We start from the raw sequence: 14,077 nt of genomic DNA on the forward strand, positions 1-14,077 counted from the left end.
CGGGTCTCGATAGGAGTCGGCGCGATCCCCTGGCTTGTGCAGCAGTCCATCGTCGCCGCGGTGCATACCTGGAGGGGCGGGTTGACTGCTGAGGGACGAATCCGATGAAAGTTCTACACGTGGCTGCGCCGGAGGATCGGTTGGGGACGGTAGGGCCGTGCGTTGTTCCTCGGCGAATCTGTTCGGGGCGTTGGGATCAGTGGAGCGTTCCACACGGGACTCCACTGGCCGCTCGTTCGAGGTCGGATGAGCAGAGCGTGCGGCTTCGGCAAATTTTCGTGGAGCGTCGGGATCGGTTGACCGATCTAGCGGTGGACGGTCTGATCGTGTGTGAGCGTTGGGGTCGATGTATGGCGGGTAGCGGCCGTTGTCGCGATCTTCAGAGTTCCCTGAGCGATCCCGACCACTTCCCGGGTCGACAGGCAAGTCACGGGTGGGGGCGGGTGCTAACGGCTGATGAGCAGTCGGCGGTGTGACCGCAAGGGTGGTGGTGTTGTCGCCGGGTGAAGTGTCGCGTGCGGGTCCTAGAAGCTGAACGTCCCCCGCGGGGGCCACGTCCCGTCCGGTTCCCTGTTCGCGTGGGCCCAAGCTTTCGCTTGCGCGGACGCGGGATGGATCGGCGACGTGCTGGTCCGGGAGCGGAGTGTTTGTTTGTTGATGATCAGTCGTTGTTGGGTGGCCGGCTCCGTCGGCGAGGACACGTGGACTAGGTACTCCACTTCGGTCGGGTCCTCCCGTATCCGGTCGAAGGTCACCTGCCACCGAGGTGGGTACACCTGGCCGCCCATCGGTGCTCGGCCGGTCCGCTTCGCTTCGTTGTAGTCGTCCATCACCATCTGGTCCGACCAACTCGGGTACTCGATCACCACGCCGGTCTCGGAATCGATCACCAGTCTCGTCGAGCCCAATCCCTGTCCGGCTGCGATCTCCTCCGATGTCAGGATCGGGCTGCAGACCCATCCCTTCTCGAACGGATTGAGCCGGTACTCCCGATTGGGGTTGAAGATGTGTGCCAGGTACTGCTCCACTTGGCCCCTGGTTCGATACTGCTCCGGCATTACCTGCTCCTTGATCCGGCGGAATCGGTGTGAACGATAACTCGGTTGAGTAGTCGACCATCCAGGTCGGCGGGTGGTCAGAGGTTGCGCCCGACTGCGGATCCCACCAGACGGGGCCGGTCGCACCTAGCGGGTAAACGATGACTGTCGCGTGACTGCCGTTGGGGACCGGATTGCCGTTCGAGTCGTATTGGAATGCGTTGTTGGCGTCCCGGGCGTGCCAGGTGTTGACGACGAGGGCTGCCGAACCTGGGCCCAGGTGGGCGATCCAGTTGTGGACCGCCTCGAACTGTTCCGGCAAGGACATGCCCCGATTGGCGTAGTCCGATACTCCGCTGCCGAGCCAATCGGCCGCGCGCTCCATTCCGCCGTGCTCACCGCTGTTTTGGTCGATTCTCCCGTCGGGCAGCGGATCCGGCCATCTCGGCAGGGCAACCTGCGGGCGGCCGAAAAATGACGACAGCGCTGCCAGAGCGTTGTCCAAGCAGTTGTTGCGGCGGCCTTGAACGGTCGGCCCACCGTCGTTGACCAGTCGGCCGTAAGGGTGACTTCGGGGGTCCGCACCGCGTGTGAAGCGATCGCCGTCGCGGAGTGAATCTTCGACCATCTCCTGATATGCCTGATCTTCCAGCTCACTGAGCCGGCGGTGATCGATGACCCGGGTATCGGGAAGATTTTCGTAGCGGCTGGGTGTGTTCGCTGCCGCGATGTCGTTGCTGATCTGTCGTAAATCGGTGGAGGAGAGTCCGGGATCGGTGCCCGGCTCAGCGGGAAACAGCCCGATTTGGCGGCGGATGTTGTTTACGAGGGTTTCGGGGCGAGCGTGGACCGACCAGTTGTTGCGATCACCAGGTGCTTGCGTAGCGGTTACTTGGAGGTGAGCGGTGACGGGGTCGGTGGTGAAGACAATGTCGATGAGTAGTCGATCGCCGTTGAGTAGGCGAGGCACTGTGTTGAAAGCGCGGTCAGTCGCTGTTTGTGCGGAGTCGACAAGGTTTTGGATGTCCAGCGGTGAGGCGTATGGACCCGGTGCGAGGTGCACTCGGATGGTGAGCACGCTGGCCGCTTGGTTGGGGAAGCGACGGACATCGAAGGCAGGTGCGTTGGAAGAGAATGGGTCGCCGCTGGTGGAGACTTGAGTGATGCGGCCAGCTTCGGGTGTTCGGTTGCGGAAGAACTCACGTGCCGCGCGCGCTTGATCCATGTGCTGGACAGCAGGATTGGGCGCGTTGTGGGTCGGCGAGACATGTTGTGGTCGGTGATGGCCAGGTGTTGCGTCACGGCCGGGGATAAGTTGCGGCGGTAGCGATTCCGGAGCTCTGGAGTGGTCGGTGGCAGGTCGGCCGTCGTTGCGAGGGTGGTCGCGAGGTGTCGATGGGTCGCCTGGGTATGCGGGGGCTGGCGCCGGGTTCAGCCGCGGTGTTGTCTTGGGCGCGGGCCTCGACTGATCGGCGGTGGTGGGCGCGTTCCGTGTCGGTTCGGATCCGGGTTGCGCGGGGGTGGGAGACGCGGGACGTGCTTGCTCAGCGAGACTTGGAGACGGGCGCGTCGAGTCCGGCGGTGTCGGCCCGGACGTTGTCGGCCGGGCCGGGTCGGCTGTTGCCCCTGTAGGTCCAGCAGCCGCGGGAACGTTGGATTGCGGGCCAGGCGCTGGACTGGTCGATGTCGAGCTTCCGGCCGGATCCGGCGCTGGTGTTGTCGAGCGGTGCGGAGTTTCTGCTGAAGGTGAGGTCGTCGTAGCGGACGGCGCAGTGAGGGGTGCAGCGGCTGTGTCGGCGGTGGTGAGTGCCGATGTTGTAGTGCCCGTTAGCTGTTCGGGCTGACCAGCATCTCGTGGTACGGCAGCCGACAATGGCTCGTCCCGCGGCGCCGAGCCTGCGGTGTCGGGCACCACCGCCGATGGGCTTTCGTGGGTCGCCGGAGCTGGAGTTGAGACATGGTCCGGCTGCACGGGCGCAGCGGGTGTGGGCTGGCCATCATGTGCGATAGGCGCGGCAAGGTCTGAGTCTTTCGATGTGATCGATTGCTCGATCGTCTCGGCCGGAATCTGCGTGGTATCCGCAATGTTGGGTGTGCTCGGTTGGCCTGAGCCCGTGCCGGTCTCGGACGGAGCGTTCGGTGTTGGGTCCGTGATGTCAGGTTTTGCCGGACTCGAATCCGGTTGGCCATCATGTGCAGGCACAGCTTGCGTAGCGGTGTCTTCCTGCGCCCCGGAATCGATGGCGGCCGAATTTTGCGACTGCGTGATACTGGACGCAGCGTCGGTGCCGGACGGAGTCGGTGTCGTCGGGTGGTCCGTTCCGGTGGCGATCGGGTTGTCGATCGACGCGCTGGATTGTTCGGGACCAGTGCCCTCCGCAGCGGCCGTCGCCGGTGGATTGTGGTGCTCGGGAAGGCTCAACGGCACATCGTCGGGGCTGGTGGAGGCTGGCTGAGTTGTTTCCACCGGGTTGCTCGCGGCGGATGTCGTGCTCGCCGGTGTCTCTGTCGGGCTGCTCTGATTGGTAGCACTTGGGCTGGCTTGGGCGTCCGGGTTGTCGGACGCGGGTTGGGTGTCGTGCGGCGACGGCGCAGTCGGCAAGTCGCCCAGCTCAGTGATTTCTGTTGCGGGCGTTGGTGTTTCGTTGCCAGTGTGCTGATTCCCTACGGCATGGAGCCCGCCAGGGACGCCTTGAGCGGCGGAGGAAGTGATGCTGTCGAGGGTGAGGTTGAAGGGTTGGTCGGTGAGCGCGGCGGCGGTCGCTGCACCGGCTATTTCACCTGCGATGCCAGTGGTGGCCTCAGTTGTTGCCGCCACGGTGGCGCGGCCGACGCGCGTGGCCGCGACGTCGGCGGCCCCGGACAGCAGTCCGCCGTTGCCCAGTCCCGCACCCACTGCGCCTCCTGCGGCACCGGCAGCGGCGGCAATGCCGGCGGCTTTCCAATCCTGTGCGGTGATGTCGTCGCGGTGGCCGATCCCGACCTGCAGGTACTTGGTGCCTATCTCGAGGCCGCCTTCTTCGATCGCCTCGAAGATCGCACCGTATAAGGCGGCCCGTGCGGCGGCTTTGGCTGCGGCGCGGGTGAGCATGCGAGCGATCAACTGCTTGATCGCCATCCGGATGGTGATCTGGGTGGCTACCCGCAGGGCGACCGCACCCGCGGCACTGATCCCGGTCCACGCGGTCGCCAGCAACGGTGCCATCTCGAGCGCGAAGATGACCATGGTGCCGATGATGACGAGTTTGGTCTGCTCGATATCGGCTGCGCCGTCACCGATTTGGTCGGCGATACTGTCGAGATATTTGACCAGGCTCGTCCAAGCACCTTTCTGGCCGGTCAGCTGGTCCCAGTACGCGGCGATCGCGTCGTGTGTCTGGCCATCGATCGCGGCTAACGCCTGGGCGACTACGTGTCCGGCATCGTCATCGAGTTCGTTGAGCGCTGAGGCCATCTCCGACCATGCGTCGGACACACGCCGCATCGCGGTCTCATCGCCTTCGGGCCAATCACCCGCCCCGACAATCCATTTGGCGACCCACTGCAGGGAGTCGGGGATTTCGATACCCATCAGGGTTGGATTTGGTTCAGATCGGCCGCGTTGGCTTCGTCGCGGTTCTGCAGCGTATTCGCCGCCGCGACCATGCGGTCGCCCAGGTTGCCCATCGCTTTGCTGAGACCGTCGATGCTCTTCAATGCTTTTGGAACGCTAGGCGTGTAGTTCTTCGCGAAGCTCTGACCTATCTTGTCGGAGCCCCAGCACTCGCCCTCGGCTTCGATCACCCGGCGCAGATTCTGTGCTGCGGCGGTGATCTTGTCAGCGACACTGGTGAATCCAGGGCGGGTGGCGCGCAACGCATCTGGGTCTACCCGGAAGTCGGTCACGGGCGGTCCTGCAGATACGAGCGGTTGCGGTAGTACTCGTCTTCGGCTTCCTCGTCCAATGGCATCGGCTCTGCTGCCGTCGTGACTTCCTGGGTGAGCGGCTCCGGAAACATGGAGCGGACGAGCTGCCGGATATTCGGCGCGCCAGGTATCAGGTCTGATAGGTCCGGGATCCCGTCTGCGGCAGCTTCGATCGGGGCGACGGCCTGTTGCGTCGCCTCGAGGGCTTGCCGGGCCGCGGACTGCACCGCCTCGGTGATCGAGCGACCGAGCTTCTCCGGGGTGGATCGTTTGAACGCATCAGGCTCGACGTGAACCTCCACCGGAACCCCTGCCGCGTTACTGACCACGCGAATCAGGTTGTCCGAGGAGCGAGCGGTGACCGTGGCGGTCGCCAGAGTCGCCTGGGCTTCGGCAAGGTTTCTGCGCTGTTGATCGAAAGTTTCCAGCAGCGAGTCGACTTGGTCGCGTAGCGAGTCATTCCGTGCGCGCATCGCCTCGCGCCCGCTGTCCTCCATCAGGAACCCCTCTGCTGAAACTTTCGCTCCGTCACTGAATACCGACGCAGCGAGCCGACGATCGGTTCCATCGAAGCTGAAATTTCACCATCCGGTCCACCGCCACACCAACCTCGACCGTGGTCGTTGCGGGTGGTTGTTGGCGGGCGGTAGGGTTTGGGCAGGTCGCGGGGGAGTCCAGATTGTCCAGGCTCAACTGGGACGTTCCAGTGGTGAACTCTGGTTTGGAAAGGGTGCGATGACTAGCAGGGGGAATGTTGGCCGCGCTGTGGGGCTTGCGGTTGGCGTTGTGATGGTGCTTGTTGGTTGCCAGGACAGTTCGAATGGGACGCCTACCAGTGCTGGTGTTACGAGCACGTCGGTCGGCGTTGGTACGTCGGCGCAGACGTCACCTGCGACAGACACTGCCCCTTGGGATCCCTGCACCCTCTCGCCGGACGCTTTGCGAGCGACCGGGCTCGACCCGGACAGCAAGAAGAAGGGTGCCGCTGGCGTGGACTTCGAGGGATGGAAAGTCTGCAATTGGCGAGCGTCGGCGCGTTGGTACACCGCGAGCATCTTCGCGGGCTCTCCGAGCCTTCAAGAGGTTCGAGGCCGGAAGGATTTCACAGATCTCAAGGCATTGGGCATCGACGGTCGTCAAGCGGTTCAGTTCAAGCTCGCAAGCGATAATGATCATCTCGGATGCGGCGTGGCAGTCGAAGTGCCCAGGGGGACAGTCATATTCGACGTACTGGGCCGGTACAGCGAACCGCTTCAAGAGGATCCATGTGTAGTCGCTGGCAGGCATGCGACTGAGCTGGCGAAGTATCTGCCGTAGAACTAGGGGGCGTTCCATGGTTGAAGCGAGTGGATCGAAGTGGCAGGCGTTGCTCGACTCTGCTAACGCTGGGGAGCTCCGATTGGCACCCGACGTGGGTAACGGACTTGCCCAGGACTGTGATCGAAACATCGACAATTTGGAAGCAATCCTGCGTACCGCGCGTGACGTAGCGGTCATTTCCGGGTTTGGTGGTTTCCCGTCGGGCACGGTGCTCGAAGAGAAATTCACGCTGAAGGGCTCGACTGGGGAGGACTCGATCCAGACTCGGATCAAAGAGCACATCGAAGAAGTGATGCTCATGAAGCAAGTCTTCGCCAAAGCCATCGAGAACTACCACTCCGTCGACCAATCCAACGCCTCCAACCTCGCCGGAATCGACTTCCCCTCATGACCTACGACGAGTACCGGGCCAGGATCATCGCTGCGCAGGAGCAGTGGAACAAGGATCGCGCGGCGATCTATACGGTCACGAACATCGGTAGCGAGCAGTTCAACGGTGGGTTCGAGCCGCCGAAGATCACCAACGAGGATCTTGCGCTGTTCGAGACGCTGCCGCTGGAGGATTTGGTTCAGCGGGTGGCGGCGATGAAGCCGGGCAACGTGCTGCAGGCTGCTGAGGCGTGGTCCAAGATTGGTACGGCATTTCGGGATACCACCGAGACGTTCAATGCGAGCGTGCAGCGGACCATCGCTGGTGGATGGTCGGGGCAGGCTGCGAGTAAGGCCGCTGAGGCGGTACAAAAATACAGCGCGGGCGCGGGGGAGCTCACCACCGCGGCACATCTGCTGCACTTGAAGCTTGCCGAGATGTACACCGGTCTGCATCAAACGCAGACACTGATGCCAGGTGTCACCGAGGCACCGGATCCTAAAGGTAAGACGCTTCCACAAGACGGCGTGATGAAGGCAGGCGACTATTCCGCTGAGGAGGCCAGGGAAGAGGCCAAGCGGATTCTGCAGTCGGTGTATTGGCAGGTCGCGAATCAGACTGACCACGGTGTGCCGATCATTCCGCCCGCGCCGACCCTGGTGAGTAACTCGCAGGGGCCGGTTACGCCGTCGTCCGGTCCGATGCCGTCCGTACCGCAGGGGACGGATTCCAATGGTGACCCGAGCGCAGCGCCGGACAAGGCGACGAGTGGACAGCCGAGCAATCAACCTTCGGAAGCTGGTAACGCGGCACCGGGCACGCAACCGGCCGGCGTGAATCCGGAGTCGACGACACCGGCCTCGACGAACTCACCGTCGGCTAATCCCGCTGCGACGCAGGCGAACCCGACCACGCAGGCACCCACCGGTACGAATCCCACGACGAACATGCCGGGCACGACGACCCCGTCGCCGACCGGTACGGGGACGCCGACCTCGCCGACGCGCCCGAGTCCAGGATCGCCTGGCACGACCTCAGGTCGCCCCACCGGGGTCCCCGGCACCCCCACCGCGCAGCCGAATCCGGGACGCAGCATCCCCGGCGTACCGCAGCAGCCCGGTGTTACCCCGGCGGCCGCCGCAGCATCCAATGCGAGCAGTGCGCGGACGGGGACGGCGGGTGCGCCGGGCGGTATGGCGCCGGGTGCGGCGGGGCAGCGTAAGGACGAGGAGCAGACCTCCGGCACCAAGGACTATCTGATCACCAGGGAACACGGCGAAGAGGTCACCGGTTTGGACTCGTTGCCGAAGGCGGTCCCGCCGGTAATCGGTGGTGACAGTGGATAATTGGCGTTTCAGCGGTCTCGAATTTCAGCTGCTGCTGTCCGCCTATGGCCGGGACCGTCTGCCTTATCCGCTGCAATTCCGCCCGGGCGCGGTCGATTTCGATGATCTCGTGCGGCAGCGGGAAGCCGCGGTCGATGCGCTGCTCGGCAGGCATTCGCTCGAGCTGGAACGTGCGCTGGGGGTGCTGCTCGAGCCGGAGGTGCGGATCGAGTCGAAGGGTTTCGACGGCCCGGATCTGGCGCGTACCTTACGTTTTCACGCCGCAGTAAACGGCTCGGCAGCGACCACCCTCACGCAGCTTCCTGGGCGAGCCGCTGACACCGGGGCCGATGTCATCATGAGGTACGGCCCGGCCAGTGGCGCCGCTGCGCTGCTCGTCGCCGCGCTGCCCGATACGTCGGCGGGTAGCTCCGCGCCGATCGAAGTGCGCCGGGCCGAGGTGGCGGCGGATCGGGACCGGACGACGCGGTCGTCGGGCCGGCTCGGCCTCGCCGAGCAACTGGATCGGCTGTTCAAACGCGAACGCCTCGGGCTCGGCGAGATCACGGTGTCGCCGGGCGCCGCCGTCGACTCGCGTCCGACGTTCGGTCGCGCCTTCTGGTGGATGGACTACCCGGACGGCCGCTACTACGTCAGAACCGGTGACCCGATCGTTGCCCGCCCGATGGACGGCGACGCTATGGCGGCGGAGATCAATCGCCTGGCCGCCCTCACGCAGCGTTACTACCGCGAAGACCGTGAGCACGACGAATCACTGCGGCAATCGCGTTAAGGTGCTGCGGTACCGCGATCCCCATGGGCCGCAACGAAATACTGGACACGGTGCCTGCGCTCGGCGATGATCAGCGTCGCGTCAACTTTTCTCGAGACGGGGATTACTGTGTCACTTCTGAATAGGGCTGCGCTGGGTGCGGTGCTGACATCCGCCGCAGCGCTCGCCGTGGTCGGCTCGGCACATGCTGCGGGCAATTACTATGGGACGCTCGCTGTTTCGCCGGGGACCGGAAAGGTGGTCGAGGCGGTCGATCATCCGTCGTACGTGGCGGCGGATGCGGCGGCGATCCGGGATTGTGCGGTGTGGGACTGCAAGATCATGGTGCGGTTCGCGAACGGTTGTGCGGCGGTAGCGCGGGGCGCCGATGGGCAGTTCGCGGCGGACTGGGCGCCGACGCGGGCGGAGGCGGAGCGGTTGGCTATCGCCAAGCTCGGTGAGAGTGCGCCGCCGTTCCCTGATCTCGGTAGCGCTTCACCGCGGGCGGCGAGCATCGCGCTGTCCTCGTGCACGAAGAACGCGAGCTGAGGCTCGTCACGACGGTTGACCGACCCGAGGGCTTCGTTTCGAATGACTCTGCACACCTGTGCTTTTCAGATACACAGCAGTTAGTCGAATATTTGGACATATCGGATGCGATGCTCCATGCTCTGATCCGAAACCTATTTCTTCTCGGGGAGGATCATGATGTCTCTATCGGGCAAGGCTGCCCTCGGCCTGTGCGCGGCCGCCGCTTTCGTCGCGGCTGGTGCGGGATCGGCCACCGCCGAGCCCGGCTCGGACGGCTCGTTCTACGGGTCGAAGGCGATCTCGGTGACTTCGGGAGGCGCGTCGGTCTCGACGGCGTGGGATTACCCGAACTGGGCGGAAGCCGACGCGGCCGCGCTGGCGGACTGCCGCGACGAGGGCGCGACGAACTGCACGATCATCGTGCGATTCGTCAACGGATGCGGCGCCATCGCGGAACGGGACGGCCGCTACCTCGGTGGCACGGGCGCCACCCGGGCCGAGGCGGAGCGGGCGGCCATCGCCGCATTCGGCCCGCCGCCACTGAATTTCGGTAGTTCGGCGCCGGACGCAGCGCGGATCGCGGGCACCACCCACTGCACCGCGAACGCCGAATAAGTCCTGCCGCTGGGTGTCCGGACGAAGTGTCCGCACACCCAGCGAGCTGTTCAGCGGCGCAGGGCCTTTCGGGCCAACCAGTTGCCGGCGAACTGGATGCCCTGCACCCCCGCGATGATGACCAGGGTCGCGACCAGGGTGACCTGCCAATCGAATCGCTGATAGCCGTAGACCAACGCGAAATCGCCGAGCCCGCCGCCACCGACGGTGCCCGCCATCGCGGACATGTCGACGATCCCGATCACCACGAAGGTGTAGCCGAGGATCAGCGGTCCGAGCGCCTCGGGGATCAACAGCGTCAAGATGATGCGCAGCGGCCCGGCGCCGACCGCTCTGGCCGCCTCGATCACGCCGGGGTCGACCGTCACCAAGTTCTGCTCCACGATCCTGGCGATACCGAACGACGCTGCGACGACCATCACGAACGCCGCGGCCTCGGTGCCGATGGTGGTGCCGACCACCTGCAACGTCACCGGGCCGAGCGCCGCGAGCAGGATGATGAAGGGGATCGGCCGCACCACGTTCACTATCACGTTGAGCAGCACGTTGATCGGCGCGTTCGCCAGCAGCCCACCCTTGCGGGTGGTGTAGAGCATGGTGCCGAGGAAGAGCCCGATCAGTCCGCCGATCACGAACGCCACCAGCACCAGATAGATGGTGGTGCCGATCGCCTCGTTCAGGACCGGCCGGAGTTTGTCCCAATCCGTCTGCATCGGTACTCCTTTCAGTCCGTAGGAATCTTCTCGAGCAAAGGCGGACGGTCGAGCTCAGAGATCACCTTGTCGATCGCCTCGTCGTCCCCGTGCAGCACCAGCGTGACGCTGCCGAATGTCTTGTCCTGCAACGTGCTGACGCCGCCGTACACCACCTCGAATCGCACGTCGGCCGATGCCGCACCAGCCAAGGCCTGGCCGATACCGCGCCGGTCGTCGATATCGACCGTGACGAGCCTGCCGCCGTGCAGCTCGCCGAGCCGGCGCAGTTCCTCCTCGGACGGCCGGTTGTGCAGCACCGTCGCCACGAACGACTGCGTCGGCGCGGCCTGCGGGGTCGCGAAAACCTCGAAGGTGCTGGCGAGTTCGACGATCCGGCCCTCGGCGAGCACGGCGACCCGGTCGGCCACCGCGCGGATGACATCCATCTCGTGGGTGATCACCACGATGGTGACGCCGAGCTCCCGATTGATCTTCTTCAGCAGCCGCAGCACCTCACCGGTGGTTTCCGGATCCAGCGCCGAGGTCGACTCGTCCGCGAGCAACAGCGACGGCGAAGTCGCCAGGGCGCGGGCGATTCCGACCCGCTGCTTCTGCCCACCGGAGAGCTGATCGGGGTAGCTGCGGGCCTTGTCGGACAACCCGACGAACTCCAGCAGCTCCGCGACCCGCGCTTTGCGTTCAGCCCGCTTCCAGCCCGCCACCTTGAGCGGATACTCGATATTGCCTGCGGCCGTGCGGGATCGGAACAGATTGAACTGCTGGAACACCATTCCGATGTCGCGGCGCAGGCGGCGCACCTCCCGCTCCGGCACCCCGGTGATGGGGGTGCCGGAGATCTCGATGGTGCCGCTGGTCGGCTTCTCCAGCGCGTTGATCAAGCGGACCAGCGTGCTCTTGCCCGCGCCGGAATAGCCGATCACGCCGAAGATCTCACCCTGCTCGATCCGAAGATCGATATCGTCGAGCGCGACCTGGGCATCCACGCCTTTGCCGAAAACCTTGGTGACCGAACGGAACTCGACGGCAGGCGGGTTGCTCACTTTCCGTCGCGGATGGACTGCTGCACCCGCTGCAGAATCTGTTCCAGCTCGGGACCGGTGCGCCGCACCTCGACGGCGGTGCCCTTGGTCACCTCGTGGTGCGCCTGCTGCACCTCGGGGTCGTGCCAGAGCTCGACCAGTTGCAGCAGCTTCGGGTTGTTCTTGTCCTCGGCCCTGGTCACCAGCGCGTTGATGTACGGCTCGGCCGCCGGATTCTTCGGATCATCCTTGTACAGCGCTGAATTGGGGTCGATGCCGGAACGCTCTAGGAAAGTGTTGTTGACGATCGAGCCGTCCACCGAGGCGAGCGAGAGCGCGGTCTGCGCGGCATCGACGGTGGTCACCTTGACCTTGGACGCACCCTTGTCGATGTCGGCGGGGGTGGGGGAGTTGGTGGTCGAGGAGAGCTTCAGCAGGCCGGCCGCCTGCAAGACGAACAGGGCCCGCGCCTGATTGGTGGGGTCGTTCGGGATCGCGATCTCCGCGCCCTGCGGCAGATCCGCGAGGGTCTTGTGCTTCTTCGAATACAGGCCCAGCGGCACGATGTAGGTGGACCCGATCGGCGTCAGAGTGTCGCTGTTCGCGACGTTGTAGGCACCGAGAAACTGCAGATGCTGGAACAGATTCACATCGATCTGCTTCTGCGCGAGCGCGAGATTCGGCTGTTGGTAATCGGAGAAGTTGGTGATCTTCAGCGTGATGCCCTTGTCCTTGGCCCGCTGCTCGAAGACGTCCCAGGCTTTGTCCTTGTCGGTGGTGCCGATCCGCACTACCGTGTCGGAGGAGGCCTTGTCGTCAGAACCGCACGCCGTAAGGGTGAGGGCCGCGGTGGCTACCAGGACCGGGATCGCCAGTACCCGATGGAATTTCACTCGTGCTCCCGAAATGCTTGTCGCGATATGAACCCGGTAATCCAAGCGATCCGGCAGCGGGGGAGACAACGGTTTGAATTGTGATGAGCCAAACCATTCCACAGCATCGGTGGACCATCTAGTTTGCTCGCAATGCGCTTGAAGCACCGACTACTGCTGATCCCGATCCTGTCCGCCCTGGCCGTCGCCTCGGTTTCCTGTGGCGCCGAACACCGCGACGACGTGATCCGCATCGGTGTGAACGACGTCCCACTGCCGCATTGGGACGTGTACAAGAAGAAGGCCGCCGAGCAGGGCATTGCCGTCGAGTACGTCAACTTCACCGACTACAACCAGCCCAACCCCGCACTGGCGCAACGCCGCATCGATCTCAATAAGTTTCAGCACGTGCGGTACCTGGCCAACTACAACGCCCGCAACAACGACACCCTCGTGCCGATCGGGGCGACCGAGATCTTCCCGCTGGCGCTGTACTCGCGCAAGCACAAGTCGGTCACCGACATCCCGCAGGGCGGCCAGATCACCTTGAGTAACAACCCGGCCAATCAGGTTCGGCCGCTGCTGTCGCTGGCCGCGGCCGGTCTGATCGTGTTGCGGGGCAACGCAGGCTGGGATTCCAAGCTGGAAGACGTGGACACCGCCGCGTCGAAGGTGCGGCTGACCCCCATCGATCCGACGCTGACCGCGCAGTCCCTCAGCAGCGTCGACGCCGCCTTCGTCGACGACACCTTCGCAAGGCCCGCCGGTTTGACGAAGAACGAGACGATCTACACCGACGACCCGGAACGCCCGGAACTGAAGCAGTACATCAACATCTTCGCCGCGCGCGGTGCCGACAAGGACAACCCGACGCTGCTGAAACTGGCTCGGCTGTACCACGATCCGGAGGTCGAGGCGGCGGTGCGGGCGGAGACCGGGTACGAAGGGATCTTCAAGAATAACGATCCGGCCGATCTGCAGGCCGCTGCGGCGGAATTGGCAGCGAAGTTTCGCAAGTAGTTCCAGTTGCGAACGTTCCTAAAAATGGTGAGATCGGCGATTCGCCGGTGTGTCGCTGAAATGCGTTCGCTGGGCGGGATTTCCGAGTGGTTTTCTGTCGGTACTCGGTCCTACACTGGGGCTTCCATTCGAGACGACAGGGGGCTCTACATGACACTGACATTGCCGGCGCTGGATGTGCGTGTGCGCGGTGTGGAGAAGAAGTACGAAGTGCTGAAAGAGGATCGGGACGCGTACGAGGAAGCCCTCCATCGGACGCACAAGAAGGTGAAGAAGACCCATCGTTGGGTGCAGGGGATCCAACAGGAAGTCTGGGAGTTGCGGGAGGGCTTCGTGTCGTTCCGGCTGGACATGAGTTCGTTCCGTCAGGAAATGGGTGTGTTCCAGCACGAAACGAGAATGTTCCAGCACGAAATGGAAACGTTCCAGCAGGATGTCCGAGAGGAGTTCACAACCGTCAGGCGCGATGTTTCGGCCTTGCAGCAGGACGTATCGGGTTTGAAGCAAAGCGTCAACGCAATCGTCTCGCACTTCGGCATCACGATCCCCGAGGATGCGGTCCAGCCCTAGCCGA

Annotated in this window: 14 protein-coding genes and 1 pseudogene; 8 read left to right on the forward strand and 7 right to left on the reverse strand. The window is 64.2% G+C overall.

The annotated features are described in order from the left end of the window. Positions 1–524 precede the first annotated feature (524 nt). The 4 genes and pseudogenes from NN4_RS47180 to NN4_RS17075 form a co-directional block, all read right to left on the reverse strand. Positions 525–1,058, reverse strand: coding sequence for an SUKH-4 family immunity protein (locus NN4_RS47180; RefSeq protein ID WP_503826342.1), 534 nt, complete (start codon positions 1,056–1,058; stop codon positions 525–527). A gap of 100 nt (positions 1,059–1,158) precedes the next feature. Continuing rightward, positions 1,159–4,608 (reverse strand): annotated as a pseudogene (locus NN4_RS47185) (toxin glutamine deamidase domain-containing protein); the annotation flags it as partial. Next, positions 4,608–4,922 (reverse strand): WXG100 family type VII secretion target, encoded by a 315-nt coding sequence (locus NN4_RS17070; protein ID WP_147131933.1) that lies wholly within the window; start codon positions 4,920–4,922, stop codon positions 4,608–4,610. The gene NN4_RS17070 and the pseudogene NN4_RS47185, both read right to left, overlap by 1 nt. Continuing rightward, positions 4,919–5,440: a YbaB/EbfC family nucleoid-associated protein gene (locus NN4_RS17075; protein WP_147131936.1), complete on the reverse strand. Its 522-nt coding sequence runs from the start codon at positions 5,438–5,440 to the stop codon at positions 4,919–4,921. Before NN4_RS17075 ends, NN4_RS17070 begins: the two co-directional genes overlap by 4 nt. 292 nt (positions 5,441–5,732) lie before the next feature. Between NN4_RS17075 and NN4_RS46935 the strand changes: the two genes are divergently transcribed. From NN4_RS46935 to NN4_RS17105, 6 genes are all read left to right on the forward strand, one after another. Next, complete coding sequence (locus NN4_RS46935; RefSeq protein WP_371865668.1) at positions 5,733–6,260, forward strand: DUF3558 domain-containing protein; 528 nt, start codon at positions 5,733–5,735, stop codon at positions 6,258–6,260. A gap of 16 nt (positions 6,261–6,276) precedes the next feature. Next, complete coding sequence (locus NN4_RS17085) at positions 6,277–6,654, forward strand: hypothetical protein (protein WP_147131943.1); 378 nt, start codon at positions 6,277–6,279, stop codon at positions 6,652–6,654. Next, positions 6,651–7,979 (forward strand): PPE domain-containing protein, encoded by a 1,329-nt coding sequence (locus tag NN4_RS17090; protein ID WP_147131946.1) that lies wholly within the window; start codon positions 6,651–6,653, stop codon positions 7,977–7,979. Before NN4_RS17085 ends, NN4_RS17090 begins: the two co-directional genes overlap by 4 nt. Further along, positions 7,972–8,751 (forward strand): ESX secretion-associated protein EspG, encoded by a 780-nt coding sequence (locus NN4_RS17095; protein ID WP_147131948.1) that lies wholly within the window; start codon positions 7,972–7,974, stop codon positions 8,749–8,751. Before NN4_RS17090 ends, NN4_RS17095 begins: the two co-directional genes overlap by 8 nt. A gap of 108 nt (positions 8,752–8,859) precedes the next feature. Then, positions 8,860–9,279 carry a DUF4189 domain-containing protein gene (locus tag NN4_RS17100; protein ID WP_147131951.1) on the forward strand — a complete coding sequence of 140 codons (420 nt, stop codon included), beginning with the start codon at positions 8,860–8,862 and terminating at the stop codon, positions 9,277–9,279. A 156-nt stretch (positions 9,280–9,435) separates the two neighbouring features. Then, positions 9,436–9,876: a DUF4189 domain-containing protein gene (locus NN4_RS17105; RefSeq protein WP_147131954.1), complete on the forward strand. Its 441-nt coding sequence runs from the start codon at positions 9,436–9,438 to the stop codon at positions 9,874–9,876. Between the two features lie 50 nt (positions 9,877–9,926). On the opposite strand, the gene NN4_RS17110 is transcribed toward NN4_RS17105, so the two are convergent. From NN4_RS17110 to NN4_RS17120, 3 genes are read right to left on the reverse strand one after another with little or no spacing between them, the layout of a single operon-like run. Further along, positions 9,927–10,589 (reverse strand): methionine ABC transporter permease, encoded by a 663-nt coding sequence (locus tag NN4_RS17110; RefSeq protein WP_147131957.1) that lies wholly within the window; start codon positions 10,587–10,589, stop codon positions 9,927–9,929. A gap of 11 nt (positions 10,590–10,600) precedes the next feature. After that, positions 10,601–11,632 carry a methionine ABC transporter ATP-binding protein gene (locus tag NN4_RS17115; RefSeq protein ID WP_147131960.1) on the reverse strand — a complete coding sequence of 344 codons (1,032 nt, stop codon included), beginning with the start codon at positions 11,630–11,632 and terminating at the stop codon, positions 10,601–10,603. Further along, positions 11,629–12,504 (reverse strand): MetQ/NlpA family ABC transporter substrate-binding protein, encoded by an 876-nt coding sequence (locus NN4_RS17120; protein ID WP_135231948.1) that lies wholly within the window; start codon positions 12,502–12,504, stop codon positions 11,629–11,631. The genes NN4_RS17115 and NN4_RS17120 overlap by 4 nt, the downstream gene beginning before the upstream one ends. Before the next feature lie 132 nt (positions 12,505–12,636). On the opposite strand from NN4_RS17120, the gene NN4_RS17125 reads away from it, so the two are divergent. Beyond that, entirely contained in the window at positions 12,637–13,503 is an 867-nt protein-coding gene (locus NN4_RS17125) for a MetQ/NlpA family ABC transporter substrate-binding protein (protein ID WP_147131963.1), read from the forward strand. Positions 13,504–13,653: 150 nt separating this feature from the next. Further along, positions 13,654–14,073 (forward strand): hypothetical protein, encoded by a 420-nt coding sequence (locus NN4_RS17130; RefSeq protein ID WP_147131966.1) that lies wholly within the window; start codon positions 13,654–13,656, stop codon positions 14,071–14,073. Positions 14,074–14,077 lie beyond the last annotated feature (4 nt).

The sequence above is a fragment of the Nocardia ninae NBRC 108245 genome, from assembly GCF_007990755.1.
Classification (GTDB): Bacteria; Actinomycetota; Actinomycetes; order Mycobacteriales; family Mycobacteriaceae; genus Nocardia; species Nocardia ninae.